The following is a 22,640-nucleotide window of genomic DNA, read 5'->3' as shown; positions in this document are numbered from 1 at the left end:
CTTATTCACTTTCAGTTGGCAAAATAATTTCCTCAACATCGCCATAGATAGGATCATTTACTGGTACAGATTCCATTTGCAATAAATCTAATAAGCTATAGCTATGACCATTGATAATGATAGTTACTTCGCCATTTTCTGAATAGTTCGTATCAAGTGCTTGTTCATTTTTATTTGTTTTCATAATTTCTTGTACATCCTTTCTTTTGTAAAATAGTGATGAGGTAGAAAAATTACCTGCTCATTTAATGATACGAAAAAATTGGTTTGGATTTTTTATTTTTTAATTTATTTATGAAGGCATTTTGAATATTTTTTCATAATTCGGAACGATTACGATTGATATAAGACTTAGATATTTGTATAATGTGGCTATCGAATCGTCTATCGTATAAGATGTGGAAAGACGAGCAAAGAAATATAGTTCTAATGGGGGTGATAGAGTTTAATGCGGGATTTGGGGAGGAGTTTAGCATTAGTAGAAAAGAATATAGGGTTTATGAGGATTGGGGTCTTCATAAAAAAGTTAGGAAGAATGAGGTGGTGCATCATAATCAACAGCACTAACCATAAATATAGAAGAATTTGGGAGGTTTATATATGAAGAAAAATACATTATATCAAGCAATGTCAGTAGCTGTCTTATTATCATCGGTCGCTACACCAGTCGTTGCACCAGTAACGATACCAGTAGTACATGCGGAAGAGCTTAGCGAAAAAGAACCCGTTATCGTTGATTTGAATAAAGAAAAAACACTAAAAGCAACAATTAGCATTACTGGCGAAGAAGAAACGTTTGACTGGTTTACTTATGAAACTGTAAAAACACCACTCTATACCATTACGATTACAGGAGATGGCCAACTCGATAAAGAGATTTGGGAAAATACCATTAAATATAATGCCGCTATTGAAAAATTATATTCACGCACCGAAAAAATTATCTTTAATCCAACAACAGATAAAGTGATTCAATTCCCGCAAGATGCCAGTCAGTGGTTTAAAGCATTTGGTGGGGTTATTACTGGACTAGATAAAGTGGACGTTAGCCAAGTTACCAATATGTCTTATATGTTTAGTAGTATGGTGAATGCCGATCCCAAAGTAGCAAATTGGGATACCTCAAAGGTAACGGATATGTCTTATATGTTTTCAGATACGAATACGGCAGACCCCGATGTAACAAATTGGGACACTTCACAGGTAACGACAATGGAGGGGATGTTTGATTCATCACAAAAAGCCCAACCTAATACAACAAAATGGCAAACTGCTAATGTCACAAGCTTTAAGCAAATGTTTCATAAAGCGCAATTAGCCAATCCTGATGTAACAAATTGGGATATAAGTAAAGCAACTGATTTAAGTTCAATGTTCCAAGAATCAGTTATGGCTAATCCGAATGTCTTAGATTGGGATACCTCACACGTAACGACAATGAATTCCATCTTCTCACAAGCAAAAGCCGCTAATCCGGATGTTTCTTTATGGAATACTGAAAAAGTCACCGATATGTCCTATGTCTTTGGCTTTACGAAATATGCCAATCCCGATGTATCAAATTGGGACACTGCTAAAGTAACCGATATGACAGGGATGTTCCAAGGTACAACTGTTGCGAATCCTGATACAAGTAATTGGGATGTCTCAAATGTAAGTTCAATGCGCGCGATGTTTGCTGCTTCAGAAAGAGCCAATCCGGATGTAACGAATTGGAATACAGGAAAAGTGACAACTATGGGTGCGATGTTTGCGGGAGCTATTAGTGCTGATCCTGATGTATCACGTTGGGATGTCTCACAAGTAACAACAATGTCTACGATGTTTGCTGATACAAAAAGTGCCAATCCCGACGTTTCAAACTGGCAGACTGAAAATGTAACGGATATGCAGGGAATGTTTGGTAGTGCTGCAAAAGCTAATCCTGATGTTTCAAAATGGAATACCGAAAACGTGACAAGTATGTCTTCAATGTTTGCTAATAGTCAAGCTACAAGATTAGACATTAGTAAATGGGATACCTCACAAGTAACGGATATGAGTAATATGTTTGACCATGCAGCGATTACAGAGATTGATGTTAGTCAATGGAATACTGAAAAAGTGGAGAATACGTCATTTATGTTTAACCAAACAAATATTAAACAAATTGATATTAGCCAATGGACGTTAACTAGCGTGAATGATATGCAAGGGATGTTCAAATTTGCCGCTATTGAAACTATTACGCTACCGACACTACCAGAAAAGGTGAATACATTATTTATATTACATAAGAATCCTAATCTACGTGAAATGCAGATTAATAATATAAAAGATTTCCAATTAAATCTAGGCGGACGGAGCTATACTGTAAAAAACCTCACAACGGGTGAAACAACTCTTTATACACCTGCTACTGACCAAGATACACCAGAAGATCCAGTCTTAGAAGCAGGGGAATACCTCATTATACAAGAACAAGCAGCTGATAGCACATATCCAGTAGGTGTCTTCCTAGATGAACATCACCATGACGGTCACGACGATGAAGATCAAGACCATCATGAAGGCGAAGACCATGACCAAGATGCTTCAGCAGTTGCGATACCAGAAGAAACATGTGACATCGCTCAAGACGCAACTGATATTGCAGCGCTAGTTGAAGCAGCCATTGCCAAAGATACGGATACAACACCTGCTAAACATGCTATAAAAGCACCTAAAGCAACAAAAGAAGCCTTCAAAAATTACAAACAAGATCCAGATGACTTCTTATTACCAGAAGCAGCCGATCAATTCAAATTAGCAGACGGCTCATACAAGATTGGTCGTCCACAAAGAGGAGGGGAAGCAAAAGGGGAAGTACCAGCCAACTTAAGTGAATTTTATACCCAAAAAGTTAACTGGCAATCGCCTGAAAAGTTCCCAGTTCATAATACTGGCGGTGTACAAACGGCTTATATTATTGTACCGATTGACTACGAAAACCCATCCGGCAAAACAGCAGCCATTGCAATAGCGAAAAAGCCTGCAACTAGTGGCCATTCAAAAGGAAGTCTATTTGTGAACTATGGTGGACCAGGTTATGATGGCTTGCGTGCGGTAGAAGATCGTGAATTAGCCGAATTGAATAAAGAATACGACATTATTGGGTTTGACGCACGTGGAGTAGGTTCATCTCTTCCACAAATCCGCTGCGAATCAAGTGATGCCTTCTTACAACAACTAGCTGGTTCAGATGGTTTAAGCTACCAAGAAAATAGCGACATTATGAAATATAATGCTGAGCAATGTTTACTAAATACAGGTAAATTATTTGGCGTTAAGGGAGAAGAATTCATCCCGTATGTTGGTACCGTTAATACTGCTCGTGACTTAGATTTAATGCGTGCTGTATTGGGGAATGAAAAGCTTAATTATCTAGGATTTAGTTATGGGACTCGTATTGGTTATGCCTATGCACAAGAATTCGGCCAAAATATCGGTGCCATGACCCTTGATGGTTTAATGAATCCCTTAGACAATAACGAAACATTATTTAATAGTGACTTTAAAGAATACTATCCATGTCAAAATTCTTTAGAAGATCCTGTTATCTCACAAATTCGTGGGTTTAATGATACCTTAAAAGAATTCCTTAAAACATCCATCAAACACGATTACTACATGCCAACCAGTTTTGCGGATGAGGTTGTTGGAAAGGTAGATGGCGAACCAACCGAAGAACAAATCAACAAAGCTTATGTAGAATTTATGCGTTTAATGCGCAAAGCATGGGAAACAGGCTACTATCAAGCAAAAGCTAACTTAGGCGAAGGAAATGTCGAAGTCCCAATTAGCTTCAAGCACATGGTATATGGCTTAGCAGTTGATCCATTATATTCAATGGACAAATGGCCGACTTTAAACACGAATTTAATCAATTTACAAAAGAATAAAGATGCAACAGGTGTCTATCAATCAGCGATGAAATATTTTGATAAGAAAAAAGGTCGACACGATAGCTATATGGAGCATGCATTCCAAGTGATTTCTGCTATGGATAAGCCACTTCAAAAAAGACAAGCAATGAATGAACAAGAACGACTTAAGTTTTACGATGCCTATTATCAAGCAGCGCCATTTAATAATCCTGGTAAAGATGAACAAGGCAATCAACGTTATATCTGGTTAGCTGAAACAATTGAACCATACTTACCAGAATCAAAAAGTACGCTACCAACTGGCAACTATCTGAATAATCTACCAAATGTCTTAGTTATTTCATCAAGTTATGACCCAGCTACACCATATGCGAATGGTGTTGTAGCAGCCAAATTACTAGGAGGAACTTTATTAACCGTTGCGAATAGTAGTCATACAACGCAAGGGCAAAAGATTGCACCAGTTGAAGTAATCCGTACACGCTTTATGGCGGATCCTAGTCAATTCCAAAAAGATTTAGCAGCAGGAGTCTTTGACACAAAAGAATTCACCGGTCAGTCAGGTGTTATTACTCGTAATGTACAAGGCGAACTGATTAAAGGGCACACTTGTCAATTAACCTCATTCAAAGATGAAGCAAGACCAACTCTCCCTCATAAAGAAGGCTGGCAACAAGTTGCTGATAAATGGATGTATTATGATGCATCGGGTGAAAAAGTAACAGGATGGCAGAAAATAGCTCATTACTGGTACTACTTTAGTCATGACGGTATAATGCAAGTTGGTTGGCAAGAGATTGAGGGTAAGTGGTATTACATGAATTCAAATGGTATGATGCAAATAGGTTGGCTAAAAGATGGTAGCAATTGGTACTATCTAAAAGAAAATGGTCAAATGGCACGGGGTTGGGAAGTAATCAATGGCACATACTATCTATTCAAAGACTGGGGCGGTATGGCTCAAGGCGAATGGATGCCAGTTGGTGAAGATTGGTTTTATATCCATTCAGATGGAACCTATGCCCATGACGAGTGGGTCGGATCCTTCTACTTAAAACAATATGGACAAATGGCATATAATGAATGGATCTATGACAATCATTACCAAAGTTGGTTCTATAGTAATCCAGATGGTACCTACGCTCAAAATCAATGGATTGGGGCATACTACCTTAAACAATGGGGCTACATGGCTAAACAGGAATGGATTTACACTAATAATCATTGGTATTTCTTTAAAAATACTGGTGAAATAAGTCGAAATGAATGGCAATCTTATAAAGGCGAATGGTATTACCTCAAAGCGAATGGTCAAATGGCTCAAAATGAAGTAATCAATGGCTATCGCATAGATGCAACCGGTAAATTGAAAAAATCATAAATAGTAGACAGATTAAATTTTTTAACTAACGTGCAAGGAACGATCATACTGATTTGTGTGGTCGTTTTTGCGTTAGTAGGGGCTTTTTAAGATTTGTAAAAGGAATGTAAAAAGTTTGTAAAGTTATGATTATTGCAAGCAAATCAATTGATTGTTGATATTTTTTAAGAATATAATAGCCTCAAATTAATAATTTTAGACAGAAAGAGGGAGTTAATATGTATGATGTATTAGTTATTGGTTGGGGTAAAGCAGGGAAAACCATTGCACTAAAAGCAGCTAAACAACATAAAAAGGTTGCGATTATTGAAAAAGATCCAAGTATGTTTGGGGGAACTTGTATCAATCGTGCGTGTCTTCCAACTAAATCTTTAGAAAAAAGTGCTAAAATTGTGGCACAAGCTAAAAAAATGGGAATTACAGTTGATGAAGATCAAGCGTTTTTAGAAGCTATGGCTAAAAAAGATGCAATGGTTCATAAATTAAATCAAAAAAGCTATTCATTACTAGATGTTGAAGAAACAGCTGATATCTATATTGGTGAAGCTAAATTTTTAAATAATCAAGAAGTTTGGGTCAATGGTGAAGTATTAACAGCAAAAAATATGATTATTAATACAGGCTCAACACCACGTCGCATTGGAAATTATAAAACTAGTGAAGAAATTTTAAACTTAACAAAACGTCCAGAAAAACTATTAATCGTTGGCGCAGGATTTATTGGTTTAGAATTTGCTAGCATTTTTAACAATTTTGGAACAGCGGTAACCGTGTCACAAATTGATGATCAATTTTTGCCAATGGAAGATGAAGAAGATAGTAAACGTGTCTTAGAAGTCTTACAAAATCGTGGCATTACCTTTAAATTTAATCAAACAGAAATTAATGATGAAGGTTTTGATGAAGTCTTAGTATCAATCGGTCGTGTACCGAATACAAAAAATTTAGGCTTAGAAAATACAGATATTGTATTAGGCGAACGTGGTGAGATTGTCGTTGATGAAAACTTACATACAAGCGTTGATCATATTTATGCAGTAGGAGATGTTAAAGGTGGGGCATTCTTTACCTATATTTCATTAGATGACAGCCGGATTGTCTTACCACAAATTATGGGTGAGAAAAATACTCGTACAACAGCTTATCGTGAAGGCTTTGCGACAGCAACGTTTATTGATCCAGCTTATGCACGTGTTGGGTTAAATGAAAAACAAGCTCAAGCAAAAGGAATCCACTATACAAAACACCAAGTAGAAACAATGGCAATTCCAAAAGCACATGTCATTGGTGAACCAGCCGGATTTTCAAAAATTTTAGTTGATGATGAAGGATATATTATTGGAGCAACTTTATATCACCAAGAAGCACATGAAATGATTAATACTTTAGCCATTGCGATTAAAGAAGGTATTAAATTTGATACTATTAAAAACTTTATTTACACACATCCAACATTCAGTGAAAGTTTGAATGATTTTTAAAGTTAGTGTCAAGTAATTTCCAAGTTTCCTATCAGTTAAAATATTCACTTATCTAGAGGTTTTTACTGGTGTTTTGGCCATAAATATGTCAAAATAAATGCAAGATATACTAGCGATTTGGGAGAAGATTTTACTGGGAGGCTTAAGTTTTTTGATGATTGGGCCAATGATAAGGTAATCTCTTACTAATTAGTTAGCAGATGATGACGAAAGAAAATTGTATTGCAGGGGGATGAATTTTTAGGTATTGGTAAATGGAGGGAAGACGATGAAAAAAAAGACTTTAACAGTAATGGGTGCGGGTATGTTAACCATCACTATGAATTCTCAAGTCATATTGGCTGAAGAGAATCCATCTACTGTGAATGCACAAGTACAAGATGAGGCAGGGGATACACATCAAGAGACGGTACAGTTTGATAAAGAACAATTCCGCCAAAATTTAGTGAAATATTTACATGATGATCATAGCGCCATTAAACCTTATAGAGGATTTTATTTTGAAGAAGATGAGATTGTTTTAGGTGAAAATGAGTCAGCTGATTTACGCTTGCTAGATTCAACTGGTAAGGAAGTAACTGAAGGAGTAGATTATTATATTTTAACGACTGTTCCTTATGATAAATTTTTTGATGCTAATGAATCCCGTGAAGAGACTGCTCCAATAGACTGGCATGGAGATAAGTATCAAACGGCCAGCTTAGTTAAAATAAATGAAGATGGAAAAAGCATTACAGCACGACCAATTGCCCAAAAAGATGAATATTTATATGGTTGGGTAGTTGCTGTTTATAAAAATGAATATGCACATGTTTTACCGATTAAAGTTGTTCGTGAAAATGCTGTTGCGAATACAAAAGCAGTTGATTATAAGGTTGAAGAAATTCTAAATCAAATGAAGAATTTATCTGATCGTGATAAGGTAGCTTTTGCGTTTGATTATTTGGTAGATAATATTACTTATGATTCTCGTTATTTAGGACGTCCAAGTAAATATAATTCATTAGTAGAAGGTAGAGCGGTTTGTGAAGGGTATGCTAGAGCATTTAAATACTTAATGGATAAATCAGGAATCGTTGCTGAATATCAAACAGGCTTAATTAAACAACCTGGTGGTCAAAATGAAGCGACAAATTCTCTTCATGCATGGAATCGCGTTAAAATTGATGGCAAATGGTATTATGTTGATGCTACATGGGGCGATCAAAGAGGTTATACTGATTATGATTATTTATTTGCTACGAAGGAATTTTTTGAAAAGACAAGATTTGTTCATGATAATGGTCAGGACTTAGGAAAAGAATTAGTCGGTTATCGTGGTACAAGATCAGATATTGATGCATTAATGGATCTATCAGTTGAAGAGCAAGTAAAAAGAGCTAATCAAACCATGAAGCCAGGGATTAATGAGGTGTTGATTTATATTCCGTATACTGCTCATCCAAGCTATAAGCAATATGAAGTGCAACGCTCATTTATCGTTCCAGGTACACGAGTTGAATATCAAAAGCATGAGCAATTAGGCGTTTTAAAAGGTAAGGGAGTATTATTCAAATATACATTAGATAATAAGATTGACCTTATTCAAAAAAGAAGTAAAGATATTAGCGTTCAGTATCAAGTTGTTAATGAAGAACATATGGTGAAAATTCGCCTCACTTTAGATAAGCCAGTTGATTTAGCATTATTCAATATTAAGTTAAAAAATGCTAATAAAGCAAGTGACACGCTTACTAAAATAGATGAGAAAACATACGAATTTCCGATTAAATCAATGACTTCTGATACTATTACCATCGAAACAGCGAAATCTGATTATAATTTTATTGAGGGTAAGAAGGATTTAACGATTGATCGGATGAATGATTTAGAAGAACCTAAAGCAACCTTTGTAGGTGTAGCGAATGATAGTGGGATTTTAGCGAATTTGGATGAGACTATGGAATATAATTTAGGAGATGGTGTATGGAGAAGGGCTACAACTAATGAAGTGCTTGTCACACCTGAAAGAACAGTCGATAGTGTACATGATAAGACACATGCGATTATTTTAGTTAGAAAGAAATCTCCTATTAATACGTATTCTACCTCACAAGAAATTAGAATTAATAAACCAATTAGAACGCCACAATGGGTTACATTAAGCGAAACAGCAGCCGGTGGTAATCAAGTGAATTTTGTTTCTAATACACAATATCATAAAGTGGGAGAAGATTCTTGGAAAGATGCTGAAAATGATGTATTAACCAACTTACCAAAAGGCGAATATGAATTTAGAGTTAAGGGAAGAGCGAATACATTTGCATCTGATTACTATCACTTAACAATCGCAAAAGACCCAAGTCAAAAATCAGCTATCTATCAACCAAACTTAACAGGTGGCATGGCTGAATACACTGAAGACACAACTGTAGAAGCAGCAAAAGAAAAAATTCTGGAAAAAGTTACTATCACAGAAGCTGCTGGAACAACCACAAAAGAAATAATTGGCACAGTGCCAAAATTGACAGGCAATCATGATGTAAAAGTTAAAGTCACTTATGATGATGGCTCTTTTGATGAAATTCCAGTTAGTGTACAAGTATCTAAAGCCAAAACACTTGAACCAGTCATTGAAACAATTGCTTTTAAAACAGAATACCAAGCAGACAGTAGCCTAACTCATGGCAAACAACAAGTGATTCAAGAAGGAGTTACTGGCAAAAAAACAGATGGTAAAGTTACAACAGCACCAATTAATAGAATTGTTAAAGTCGGTACAAAACCAACTATCACAACAACCAAAATCCCATTTGTAGTGGAACGCATTAATGATGAAACACTAGTAAAAGGCGTTGAAAATGTTATTCGTGAAGGTCAAAATGGTACAACTACAACCACTATTAGCTATACCTTAGATCAAGCTACAGGAACAATTAGAGCTAACGAACCAGTAACAACGACAACACCAGCTATTAATAAAGTCATTCATGTCGGTACCAAAGTGGCAGATAAAGAAACAAACACCACAAATCCCGACACAGAAGCAATAGAAAAAGAAACTGCAAAAGCTGAACATAATAAAAAAGTGACTGATGCTAAGAAACAAATCGACGCTATGGCAGGTTTAACAGACGCAGAAAAAGCTAACTTCAACCAACGCTTGAGCGGTACAATAGTTGGAACAGATGTAACTTCAATTATAGAAGAAGCTCAAACAGTCTCAGCACAACATATTCATGAACAAGCCGCTCATGAAGCAAATATCAAACAAGCCCAAGCACAAATTGAAAAAATGCCTGGCTTAACTGATGAAGAGCGCACAAACTATATTAATCAATTAGTTAATTGCGCAATCGGCTGTGACACTAATCAGTTTATTTACGAAGCACAAGAATTATCAAATAAGCATATAGCCGAACAAACACTAGCTGAACACGACAAAAAAGTGGCTGAAGCCGTTAAAGAAGTTAAAGCTATAACAACTCTAACAGCCGATGAACAACAATCATTCATCGACGAACTAGAAAAAACTCAAAACGGAGATGACTTAACAGCGATTGTACAAAAAGCAAAAGACTTAGCTAATAGCAAACAAACAGGTGATGTTGACGTAATACCAGAACCTGATAGCAGAGATGATGCAGTAACACCAGATACAGATAGCGAAGTGGTTCAACCAGAAAAACCAACAACACCAGATATAGATAACAAACCAGTAAATCCAAAACCCGAAAAACCAAGCAAACAAAGAGGTTGGGTCAAAGAAAATGATATTTGGACTTACTACCAAGAAGATGGCAAAAAAGCAATTGGCTGGCTACCAGAAGGCAAGAATTGGTATTTCTTTAATGAAAAAGCCGAAATGCAAACTGGTTGGCTAAAAGATGGTAGCAATTGGTACTATCTAAAAGAAAATGGTCAAATGGCACGGGGTTGGGAAGTAATCAATGGCACATACTATCTATTCAAAGACTGGGGCGGTATGGCTCAAGGCGAATGGATGCCAGTTGGTGAAGATTGGTTTTATATCCATTCAGATGGAACCTATGCCCATGACGAGTGGGTCGGATCCTTCTACTTAAAACAATATGGACAAATGGCTAAAAACGAATGGATCTATCATCCAACAACAGGCTGGCACTTTATTAATTCAGACGGTACTTACGCTCAAAATCAATGGGTAGGCGCGTACTACTTAAAAGATTGGGGTTACATGGCTAAAAACGAATGGATTTATGATAAGAACTATGCAAATTGGTTTAAAGCCGATGAAAATGGATATTATTTACACGATACTTGGGTAGGAGATTACTACCTAAAAACAAATGGAGAAATGGCTAAAAATGAATGGATTTACACTAACCATCATTGGTATTACTTAAAAGAAAATGGTAAAATGGCTCGTAATGAAGTTGTTAATGGCTACAAAATAGACGAATTAGGACATATCGTGTAATATTATGCAATTAAAGAGACAATCAGCAGTCATGTTGGTTGTCTTTTTTTGAAATAAAAGGTTTATCGGGATAAATTTGTTAGATTCTTACTGTAATAGTATAAAATTGGATTTTTTTATGAAAAAATAAAATACTTAGCTTGCTATTTATTAATTGTTGTGAGAAAATACATACAGGGGACTTAATCGTGTCACAAATATACAACATTAAGACACATTAAGAAGAGACGTACAAATAATGGCATCATTTTGGGAGGCATGTTGGTGAAAGAAGACAGGTTAGCATTAAGAATTGCATTTTTTTATATTGCTATTTCGGGATTAGTAATGTTTGTTTTAAATTTTTGTTTTGGGTATCCTTATGGAGATTATCGAATGCTGAAGGCCATCATAAGTTTTGAGGTGTTGATGTTTGTATATGCGATCTTAGCTTATCGTATGTATTTTAAAAATCATGGCGTTCTTAAATTGGAAATTCCTAGATTAACACCTACTTTTATTATCTTTTCTTTAGGTATAGTGGCAACTTTTATTGTATTTTTAAGTACGGGAGATTTTGCAGGGAATTATGAATTATTCATTAGTATGGTTTTATTCGCCTTATTTATTAGTATGACAGAAGAGTTGATTTTTAGGGGAATTATATTAGAAGTTTTTCTGAAAAAATATTCTATTCTATCTGCTGTGTTTTTATCATCTTTAGTATATGCGTGTACAGATATTGTGAATATATTAGGTGGTGTATCGTTTAAAGAGATGATTATGCAATTTTTAGAAGCATTTGTTTTAGGAATATTGCTAGCGTGTTTTGCCATACAAATTAAAAATATCGTACCTATTATGATGCTTCATTGGGTTTGGGATTTAATGGCTATATCATTTGTACGAATTGAGTCAAAAGCAGGATTGGGGATATTAATCATTAGTATTCTAGGAATTGTATCAGCATTCTTCTTATTACTAAAATTAATGCATACATCACCAACAAAAAATGTAATTGAATCATCATCCAATCAAAAGGGAACTAAATCATCAACTAATACAAAAGTAAATGAAGAAACAAACAAGGAGATTAAGTGGTAAAAGTTGCTTAATCTTTTTTTTATTTTTACTATTTTTTTTACTTTTATCTTTATAAAGGTCTGTTTTTATCATTTTTAGATAGAAAAATAGAGAATAATGCCATTTATCAGGTTGAATGTGATAAAAAAACAAATGGCAGGGCTTGGTTTAAAAATGAATATCAATAAATATGACATATTAAATATTTATTTTGGATATAATTACCGTTTTGTCTGGTGTATACATTGTGAAGACTGAGCAAAAAAGATTTTATGGACTGTTTATTGCGTTTGATTTCCTTGTGAGGAGCGAACTTTTTAACTTTGGGGATTTATTTATGTCTAAAATACTTCTTTTATTAGTCGTTATTTTGTCCTCATTTAATTTTTATCGCTTTTGCCAACAGATTTTTGGTCTCTTGTATTTGTTTATAAAAAAAGTTATCATAATGGCGAAATTATGAGGTGAATACGTAAAGAATAATAAGGTTTTTTAGTAGTGAAGGGAGGGTCGCTGGTTTTTGCGAAGATTTTATTTTTCGACTATTCTTTAGGTAACCCTAATTTTGAGTGTTTATTGAATTTATTTAAGGAGGAATATACGGATGAAGGTGGAGGAGTTTTCAAAAAAATTTTCTAAAACTCAACCAATTATTGGCTTTGCTATTATTTTGGCGTTATTTTTTTGGGGAATGCAGTTAAATCAAACTTCTGCTAAATTAGCATTTTCATTAGCAGCAGGAGTGGCAATTGGGTATATTTTAACACGTACAAGGTTTGGTTTTGCTGGAGGAATTAAACGAATTTATGTTCGCGGTGAAGGTAGTTTGACTAAAGCTTTGTTATTGGCTTTTGGGGTAGCAGCCATTTTATATGGAGCTGTACAATGGCATGATGCAGTCCATGGTGGTGTACCAGCTTATCTAGCTCAGGAAGGAGATAAGATTATTCATGGTACACAAAATGTTTATATGACAAATATTGGGACGGTTGTTGGGGCGTTCATCTTCGGTATTGGGATGATTATTGCTGGAGGTTGCGCTTCGGGTACTTTAGCTGACTTTGGTGAAGGGGAAGGTCATGCGGCGTTTGCATTTCCATTCTTTGTATTAGCTACCATTCCAGGACATTATTTACGAGAAGTTGTTGATCGTAATCCAATAGGCAATATCGGTGTTCGAGCTTACTTGCCAGATTATTTTGGGTATTTTGGTGCGATTATTGTGACAATTGTGGCTTTGATGATTTTGTATGGGTTTACTCAACGTTATGAAAAGATGCGTAAAGAAGAAGGTACCTATATGGATCCGTTAGGTGATTATGAAGATTTTGAAAAGCCATTAGAAGATCCATTGTCAGGTAATCCATTTGGTATAAGTTTGTATCATAAGATGTTTGTTGAGCGATGGAGCTTTAATACTGGTGCTATATTATTAAGTGCAGTATCTGGTGCTATTATTATCTTTAAAGGAAAAGCTTGGGGTGTTACTTCAGCTTTTACCAAAATTGCAGTATGGTTTGTTGGGTTATTTGGTATTCATTTTACAGATCCAGCATTTAATTCAATTAACAAAACAGTTGAAGCAGGCCTTTTATCTGATGGTGGCGTTATCTTGGATATTGGGATTGTATGTGGTTCATTTATTGCATTCTTGTTAGCAAGTCGCTTTAAAGCTAATTATAAGTTCGATAGTAAAAATGCTTTCCTATTCTCATTAGGTGGTCTATTCATGGGATTTGGTTCTCGTTTTGCGAAGGGTTGTAATATTGGTGCTTTATATTCATCAATACCAAACTTTTCATTATCAGGTTGGATTTTCATGTTCTTTATTTCGTTAGGGGCAGTGGCTGGATTGAAGATTTTTGCAGGTGGCAAGTCTTGTCTAGTTCCACCTCGACATCGAGATAAACGTGATTTTAAATAATTATTAAAAAAGGTAGGAGGAAAAAATTATGTCTAAAAAATATGTTGTAGTTGGTGGTGTAGCAGGTGGAATGTCAACTGCTGCTAGAATTAAACGTATCGATCCATATGCAGAGGTGTTGGTATTTGAACGTGATGAAAATGTTTCATTCTCAAATTGTTGTTTGCCGTTCCATTTGAATGAATTGATTGTGTCATCATGTGATTTAGTATTAATGACTCCAGAAAAATTAAAAAAACAATATAATTTAGATGTTAAAGTTTTAAGTGAAGTGGTAAAAATTAATCGTGATGAAAAATCTGTTACGATTAAAAATGTAAAAACTGGTGAAACCTACGATGAAAGCTATGATGTATTAGTCTTATCTCCAGGTGCAAAAGCTATTCGTCCAAAATCTATTAAAGGTGTGGATAATAAAAATGTCTTTGTCGTTAAAAATGTTGGCGATGTTGACTCGCTAAAACGTTACATTGATGATAATAAGATTGATGATGTTGCGGTTATCGGTGGTGGCTTTATCGGACTAGAATGTATGGTATCATTACGTGAAGCAGGTAAAAATGTCACATTGGTAGAAGGCTTAGACCAAATCTTAACACCAATGGATCACGATATTGTTCAAATTCTACATAAAGAAATTCATGATAAAGGTGTTGAGTTAATCTTAAATGATACTGTAACAGAAATTACTGATAATGAAATTACTTTAGCTTCAGGTAAAGAAGTCAAAGCTGGTGCCGTTGTATTAGCCGTTGGTGTTACACCTGAGACATCATTAGCAGTTGAAGCAGGCTTAGAAATCGGTTCAACAGGTGGTATCTTAGTAAATCACCACTATCAAACAACTGACCCAAGTATTTATGCAGTGGGAGATGCAATTGAAGTAACTGATTTTATTACAAATAAAAAGACTCGTCTAACATTAGCTGGACCTGCACAACGTCAAGCAAGAGCTGCGGCTGACCATATGTTTGGTAGAACTTACCGTAATACAGGTGTTATTGGTTCTTCAGTTATTAAGATTTTCGATTACAATGCAGCATGTACAGGTTTAAATGAAAAAGCTTGTCAAGAAGCTGGAATTGAGTATGATGTAGCTTATGTTATTCCAAAAGATCGTGTTGGATTAATGCCAGAAGCAAATCCAATTCATTTCAAATTAATCTACCAAGTTCCAACAGGTCAAATTTTAGGTGGTCAATCAGTTGGTAAAGGTAATGTTGATAAACGTGTTGATGTGATTGCAGCAATGATTATGAATCGTGCAAATATCGAAGACTTAAAAGAATTAGAATTATGTTACTCACCATGGTTTGGCACTGCAAAAGACCCAGTGAATATGGCTGCATTAGTTGCAACAAACCTTTTAAATGGAGAATACAAACAAGTTCGTTTAAGTGAGGTTCGCTCATTAGTAGAAAGCGGCGCAATGATTATTGATGCACGTGAAGCTCGTGAATATGAAGAAGGTCACATTAAAGGTGCCATTAATATTCCATTAAGTGAATTCCGTCAACGTTTGGATGAAATTCCAACAGATAAACCAGTCTATGTTCACTGCTTATCTTCTCAACGCAGCTATTATATGGTAAGAGAACTAACAAATCGTGGCTACTCACAAGTTTACAATATTCAAGGTTCATTCCTAGCAATTTCTTGTTATGAATACTTTACAGATATTACAACTGGTCGCGAGCCAATTGTAACTAACTACAGATTTGATTTACTATAAAATGGGAATGCCTAGGGGGAGTAATCTTCCTAGGTGTTTTTATTTGGAATGTGGAAGATGATATTTAAAGATGGGAGAATTGAATGAAGAAGAATGAATTGGGTAAGTTTGATGTGTTAGGTTTGGTGATAGGTTCGATTATTGGATTAGGCTCATTTACACTGCCGGGTAAGCAGTTTTTACAGCAATCAGGTGTTGTGAATACGACAATTGGTTTAGTAGTGGGTGGCTTGTTGATTATGTTTATTCAGTATTCCTATCATACAATGCTGAGTGTTCATGAAAAAGATGGTGGTGAATTTACTTATGCATTGGATAATTTAGGGCGAGCTCATGGTTTTATTGTGGCTTGGTCATTGAGTTTGTGTTATTTAAGTATGATTCCATTGAATGCTAGTGCATATGTGTTACTATACAAATTATTATTAGGCGATCAGTATAGTTTCTTTTTATTATATAGTTTTGCAGGCTATCAGGTATATTTATCAGATATTATTATTATGAGTAGTGTGATTTTATTATTTGCTTGGATTAATATTAAGGGGTTACGGATTAGTTCTAAAATTCAAAATACTTTGATTACATTATTGGTGGTGATTGTCTTTACAATGGCAGCTTTAATGGTTCATAAGAGTGGTTTGTCGACTTTAGAGGGATATTATGTGACTGGGTATCAATTTTCCTTTAGTGAAATTGCGACCGTAATTGCGATTGTACCGTTTCTATTTGTGGGCTTTGATGTGATTCCCCAGGTGGCAACAGATTTGAATTTTAAACCTAGTAAGACGGCTAAATTATCGATTGTTTCTCTGATGATAGGTGTCTTAATCTATGCGACTTTGAACTTTATTGCAGGTCTTAGCTATGGACCAAAAGAAGCTATGGAATTAGAGTGGGCGGTGGCTAGTTCGATTATTAGTCAATTAGGTTATATTGGCTTTGGCTTTATGTTAGTGGCTTTATTAGCAGCGATTACAGGTGGGATTAATGGCTTTATGATTGCTAGTAGTAAGTTAATTGCTGCTTTAGGAGATCGTGATATGATGTCTAAGCGCTATGCTTACAAAAATAAAAATAATGCAAATCCTTATGCTATTATGTTTGTAACGGCAATTAGTTTGTTAGCAACTTTAGTGGGGCGTGAGGTGATTATTTATATTGTTGATATGGCGAGTGTATTGGCTGCGATTGCGTATCTCTATGTGAGTTATGTAAGTATTCGCTTTGCTAAAAATACAGTTGGTAAGATTTTGTCGATTATTTCGGTAGGGGTATCCTTGAGTTTTATTTTGTTATTATTAGTTCCTATATCACCTGCTTTTTTATCATGTCCATCAATAATCTTTTTAATTGTTTGGGCGATGTTAGGTTTATTTGTCTATAGTAAGCAAATTAAATAAAAAAATGGTGGCTTCTCCAAATTGATGGGAGGCCACCATTTTTATGTATTTTTAGCCAGTACCAGTAAGAGTACTAGTTGGCTGTTTATTGGTCCCTTATTTTTTACGCCAAATATGACTCTTGATTTCTCCTGGGTTAAAGGTTTCAGTGGCTTTACGGTTTAAGTCTTCTTCTAGTAAATTACAAACGAATCCTTCGTAATTTGGCATGTCGATAGATAAGTAATGAGCTAGAGTGTTTGATAGATTAAAGCCACGTGTGACGATTTGGTTTGTTTTGGTGTTGCGTTTTAAAGCAGTTAAGTAGCAACCATCTGAGTTAATAGTGCAGAAGGCGTGTTGTGAAGCTAGTTTTGCTTGATGGCGTGGGTTAGTTTGGTATTGTAGTGGTACTTGTTGTTGTTTTGCACGTATATAACTAGCAAATTTAGTCTCTGGTGTAAAGCTTTCAAAGGTAAATTCCACGGTATGCTTACCAATACATTGTGCTTCTTTTGTTTCAAAGTAGCCCCAGTCACCTAATTCTCCCACACAGCGAAGTAGGGTTACGGCAATTGTCTTATCTTGTTCAACGATTTCGTATTCGTTTAAGCCGTAATTTCCAATTGTTACGCCATAATCGTCTTTTAGTAAGCTAACGAAGGCGCGTTGGTGTTGTGGGTTTGTTGGGTTTTTCCAGAATTTCATATTTGGTTTGTTTGGTCTTTCGACAACTTCATAGATACTATCAGCGTAATTGACGTCTGTTTCGATCTTAGTTGGGAATAAGACACGTAAGCGATGATCAGTCATTTGATTGTCAAAGCTTGTTGTAAAGTGTAATTGTGGGCTATTATGAGCCATTGTAATGACAGTTGTTAGTGTCCATGGTGTAGTGGTTGTTGAACGTTCTGCAAGACGCTCTGTAATATCTATCACCATATTTTGTTCAGTTGTTAGTAAGCTATCAGCACTTACCGGCACTTCAAAGGTTTGTTGTAATTCGATTTTAGCTTGTAGGTGATTATTTTCTAAGACGGTTAATGTTGTCTTGCCATCATGTGCAAATCGAGCAGTGTCGTTATGTGCTTGGCGGTAGATATATTCATTACCGATATCACCAGTATCTTCAAATTGTAATAGATTATGGTATTTGCGGCCGCTTAATTTGTCAGTGACGTTCAATAAACCATTAGCTTCTATAACAACTGTTAGGAAGTCATTTTCTAAAGTGGTTGTAGCTTCGTTAAATAAGGCTGGTTTAGCTGATTTTTCGGCATCCTCACGAGTAGTTACGGCGAAAGTATCCCATGACATAGCTGCTTGTTTGATTGGTAATTCAACCGTTACATATACACCGAAGTAAGGGATTCTAAAAGCGCGTTCTGGCAATTCGTAATTAAATTTAATGCTAGGTTTACTAATCATTGCATCATAAACCTTACCATCCTTATCAACGACAACCAAGTCTTTTAGCCCAGCAATATAGTCTTTGGCTTTTTGATAGACTGTTTTTGGAATATTGCCATTAAATTCAAAACGTTTCAACTCAACTTTTGCTTCTAAAACGTTTTTTCGTTCTAAACCACTAGTATTGAAGACGGTAAATGGTACAGCACCATCTTCAAAATAACTGCTATCAATTGCATTGACTAGAGCAGTTTGGGCTTTTTCACTAATGAATTTAGCGACTTCTAAAGCTTTTTGGTAACGTGTTATCATCTCAGCATGAACTTCATCAACGCTACAGCCACAAATACTGTCATGTGGCGCATTTTGAAGTAATAACTTCCAAGCATAACGCAATTGATCGTGTGGATACTCGTAATCAGTTAATTCAGAAGCCATTGTTGCAAGAGGTTCTGCGATATTTTCTAGTTGGCGGCTGACTTTTGTATGCATTTGTTTTAAGTAAATGCGACTTGAAGCGGTATTAGCTAATGTGTACCAGCCATCTGTTTCTTGACTGGTTAATTCACCTTCGATAGTCGCTAATGTATCAGGTACTTCTTGGTGAACTGCTTCAATATAACGGTCAAATGAACTATGAATAAAGTGATAATTTGGGAATAATTCATTTGCTAGTTTAATGGCTTTTGATAAGTCTTTTTGAACAGGTTGGTGGTCAACACCATTCATCATTAATAAATGTTTAGTTGAAGCGAATTTTTCAACATCAGCAAGTTTTTTTGTCCAATAAGTCAAAGCTTCGTCACGAACGCTTGGGATTTCATTACCATTACTATACCAATTAGCGAATAAAATACCTAAAACTTGACTCTTATCAGGACTTTCCCAAAGTAATTCAGAGAACTGTGAAGAAAACTCTTCATCTTCAGCTACCATATTATTGAATCCAGTAGGGCGAATACCACGACCGAATGCTGCTGTTTCAAGATTGGCTTTTTTAAGAATTTGTGCTGTTTGACCCATATTACCAAATGTATCAGGGAAGTAACCTAATGCAACTTTTTTACCCCATTTTTGGCAATCTTCCTCACCAATAATCATATTACGGACATTTGCTTCACTTGAAATTAAGAAATCATCCTGCAAAATATAAAATGGTCCGATTTTTAGCTTGCCATCTGCAATAGCTTGACGAATTTTGCCTTCATTTTCTGGTCGAACTTGTAAGTAATCCTCAATGGTAATTGTTTGGCCATCTAAGTGGAAACTATCAAAATCAGGATCAGTCTCAAATAATTCTAATAAATCATCAATTAATTGAACAAGGCGCATATGGTGTTGTTCATAAGGTAAGTACCATTCACGATCCCAGTGACTATGTGAAATGATATGTACAATTTTTTTCTTCATTTTTAACTTCCTTTCGTAGGGTTTATTATCATTTATTTATTTTCTGCCTTTAATTTTATAACCAAAATAATCCATTACTAATTCACAAAACATCATATTAGCCCAAGAGAACCATTCACGGGTAAAGTTTTCTGGATTATCAACATCAAAACCTTCATGCATTAGGTGGGTACCAGCATCAGTTGCAACCAATAAATCTAAAATGCGTTCTTTTTCTTTTTTATCTTGAGTCGTTAAGCCTTCGATTGCTAGTGAGATTGGCCAAATATAGTTCGGATAAGTATGTGAACTACCAATACCACGAGCAAATTTCCCTTCATAGTAATATGGATTTTCTTTACTTAATAAAGTTTTGCGAGTCGCAAGGTAAGTAGGGTCTTGACTATCGCAATAACCTAAATACGGTGCTGCTAGTAAGCTAGGAATATTTGAGTCATCCATTATTGAATAATGTCCCAACCCATCAACTTCATAAGCGTAAATTGTTTTACCGGCTTGATTTTGGACTAAGGCGTGTTCTTTAATGCCTTTTTCGATGTCATCACGTAAACGAGTCACACAACTTAAGATTGCTTCATCTGTAAATAAAGTACTATACAATTCCTTCAAATAATCCAGTACAACAACAGCAAACATATTAGAAGGGATTAAATAGTGATAAATACATGAATCATCACTCGGGCGGAAACCAGACCAAGTCATACCAGTCATTGCAACAGGAGAACCCAAACCATCCCTCACTAAAGTATCTTCTTTACGAGTAGTATCACGCACAAAAGTATATGGTGAGTTTTCATGATTTTGTTCGACTGTCCAAAGATGTAAGATTTCTTTGACACCTTGATGGAAGTTGCTGTTGAATTGTTTTGTCTCACCAGTCTCTTTGTATAAAAGATAGGCCAATTGAATTGGGTAGCATAGGGAATCGATTTCGTATTTGCGTTCCCAGATCCAAGGATTCATTGCCGTGTGATCAGTTTGATGTCCGTGATTATTAGCTTCTTCATTAAAAGCATTTGCATAAGGATCAATCGTAATATAGTCAAATTGTCTTTTTACTAATCCGGTAATCAAATCACGAATAATCGGATCCTCTTTAGCAATTAATAAATAGGGCTTCATTTGAGCAGTTGAATCTCTTAGCCACATTGCAGGAATATCACCCGTTAATAAGAAAGTCGTACCATCTTCTTTGACTTTTAAAGTTGTTTCTAATGTGTTCGCAAAACTCTTCTTGAAGTTAATTGCCCAATCCGCATGGTTTTCACCACATAATTCTTCAATCTCATCCATAAATCTTCTTACTGAAGCAGGTATATCTTTTAACATTATAGTTCCTCCTTAATGATATATCATTTCGTTGACTATATTATAGTTTAGAAAAATAAAAAAGTCTATAAAAAATGTAGCCGTTTACAAAATACTGTGTTAAAGTATAGTAGAGGTGAGAGTCATGACTGAATATTTATATGAAAAGATATATCAAATAGTAAAAGATAAAATTAATCGGAATGAATTAACGATTGGTGATATGGTACCAACAGAATTAGAATTATCACGTGAATTTGGTGTTAGTCGCATTACATCAAAAAGAGCATTACAAGAATTAGAACAAGATGGCTATATTACACGTATCCGAGGAAAAGGTAGCTTTGTTAAAGAACGAACAACTAATCCCTTTGTTAAACGTCAAGAAATTGTGTTAGTGATGCCTTTTAATGCTGATCATGAATTTGGTCAATACGCAAGAGGAATTAGTGATGTCTTAGATTATTCACCCTATGAATTAGCTATTCGTATATCAGATAAATTTACAATTGAGCAATTAGAGCAGTATCAAGGCTTAATTTATTATCCTGAAAATGTGAAAAATAGCTTAGAGTTGGTATATCAAGCCCAACTAAATCAATTACCTGTTGTATTATTAGATAAAGATTTAGAAATGTTTTCATATCCAGCAGTCACGTCTGATAATCAAGGAGGAGCTTATCAATTAACTAAACATTTAGCGAATAGGGGATGTCAGAAGATTTTATTTGTAGGTATGGAATCTTTAGCTGAAGTATCTTCTGTAAGGGATCGATATTTTGGTTATTTAAAAGCTTGTAGTGAACTTAACTTAAAAAGCTATCATTTAGAATCATCACATGAACGCTCATTAGATCAATTAATTGAAGAGATAATGGTAGAAGTAACAGATGATGTTAGTATATATTGTGGTTTAGTTGTTGAAAGTGATTGGCTTGCGATTCAAATTGTTCAGCAATTACAAGCACTACAGCTAAGCGTTCCGGATGATTTTGCCGTTGTTGGTTTTGATGATATCGAAGCATCTCGTTTGATTGAACCTCATTTAACAACAGCAGCTCAAAATTTCTATCAAATGGGAAAAGTTGCGGGAGAATTAATCTTAAAGGAAATGAAACAAGAAGACTTAAAAGAGCAACATATTGCAATTCCAGTGGAGTTAAAATTACGCAAAAGTAGTCAACAATAATTTAATTTAAGGAGTGGTTTG

12 protein-coding genes are annotated in these 22,640 nt (G+C 35.3%); 9 read left to right on the top strand and 3 right to left on the bottom strand.

From position 1 onward, the window contains the following. Window position 1 precedes the first annotated feature (1 nt). A complete protein-coding gene (locus BMX09_RS04345) occupies window positions 2-184 on the bottom strand; it encodes a hypothetical protein (RefSeq protein ID WP_089746481.1) in 183 nt (60 codons plus the stop codon). 212 nt (window positions 185-396) lie between these two features. Here BMX09_RS04345 and BMX09_RS10075 point away from each other — a divergent pair, with 212 nt between their 5' ends. The 8 genes from BMX09_RS10075 to BMX09_RS04305 all read left to right on the top strand — a co-directional run bounded on the left by BMX09_RS10075 (window position 397) and on the right by BMX09_RS04305 (window position 17,323). Beyond that, entirely contained in the window at window positions 397-567 is a 171-nt protein-coding gene (locus BMX09_RS10075) for a hypothetical protein (protein ID WP_177159529.1), read from the top strand. Between the two features lie 33 nt (window positions 568-600). After that, window positions 601-5,286, top strand: coding sequence for an alpha/beta fold hydrolase (locus tag BMX09_RS04335; RefSeq protein WP_089746479.1), 4,686 nt, complete (start codon window positions 601-603; stop codon window positions 5,284-5,286). A 218-nt stretch (window positions 5,287-5,504) separates the two neighbouring features. After that, complete coding sequence (locus tag BMX09_RS04330; RefSeq protein WP_089746478.1) at window positions 5,505-6,767, top strand: dihydrolipoyl dehydrogenase family protein; 1,263 nt, start codon at window positions 5,505-5,507, stop codon at window positions 6,765-6,767. 268 nt (window positions 6,768-7,035) lie between these two features. After that, entirely contained in the window at window positions 7,036-11,205 is a 4,170-nt protein-coding gene (locus tag BMX09_RS04325) for a G5 domain-containing protein (protein WP_089746477.1), read from the top strand. A gap of 264 nt (window positions 11,206-11,469) precedes the next feature. Continuing rightward, window positions 11,470-12,288, top strand: a complete 819-nt coding sequence (locus BMX09_RS04320) for a CPBP family intramembrane glutamic endopeptidase (protein ID WP_177159528.1) — start codon at window positions 11,470-11,472, stop codon at window positions 12,286-12,288. Between the two features lie 583 nt (window positions 12,289-12,871). Next, complete coding sequence (locus BMX09_RS04315) at window positions 12,872-14,191, top strand: YeeE/YedE family protein (protein WP_089746475.1); 1,320 nt, start codon at window positions 12,872-12,874, stop codon at window positions 14,189-14,191. A 28-nt stretch (window positions 14,192-14,219) separates the two neighbouring features. Then, window positions 14,220-15,923: an FAD-dependent oxidoreductase gene (locus BMX09_RS04310; RefSeq protein ID WP_089746474.1), complete on the top strand. Its 1,704-nt coding sequence runs from the start codon at window positions 14,220-14,222 to the stop codon at window positions 15,921-15,923. An 83-nt stretch (window positions 15,924-16,006) separates the two neighbouring features. Further along, window positions 16,007-17,323 (top strand): APC family permease, encoded by a 1,317-nt coding sequence (locus BMX09_RS04305; RefSeq protein ID WP_089746473.1) that lies wholly within the window; start codon window positions 16,007-16,009, stop codon window positions 17,321-17,323. Between the two features lie 96 nt (window positions 17,324-17,419). Here the strand turns inward: BMX09_RS04305 and BMX09_RS04300 are convergent, their stop codons facing one another. Both BMX09_RS04300 and BMX09_RS04295 read right to left on the bottom strand, forming a co-directional pair. Next, window positions 17,420-20,122 (bottom strand): alpha-mannosidase, encoded by a 2,703-nt coding sequence (locus tag BMX09_RS04300; protein WP_089746472.1) that lies wholly within the window; start codon window positions 20,120-20,122, stop codon window positions 17,420-17,422. Window positions 20,123-20,158: 36 nt separating this feature from the next. Next, window positions 20,159-21,451, bottom strand: a complete 1,293-nt coding sequence (locus tag BMX09_RS04295; protein WP_089746471.1) for a glycoside hydrolase family 125 protein — start codon at window positions 21,449-21,451, stop codon at window positions 20,159-20,161. Window positions 21,452-21,575: 124 nt separating this feature from the next. Here BMX09_RS04295 and BMX09_RS04290 point away from each other — a divergent pair, with 124 nt between their 5' ends. Continuing rightward, window positions 21,576-22,619, top strand: a complete 1,044-nt coding sequence (locus tag BMX09_RS04290; RefSeq protein ID WP_089746470.1) for a GntR family transcriptional regulator — start codon at window positions 21,576-21,578, stop codon at window positions 22,617-22,619. The last annotated feature ends 21 nt before the right edge of the window (window positions 22,620-22,640 follow it).

Origin of the sequence: Granulicatella balaenopterae, assembly GCF_900111135.1 — a bacterium.
GTDB lineage: Bacteria > Bacillota > Bacilli > Lactobacillales > Aerococcaceae > Granulicatella > Granulicatella balaenopterae.
Note: the sequence above shows the minus strand (reverse complement) of the source record. Positions and strands in the feature narration are given on the sequence as shown.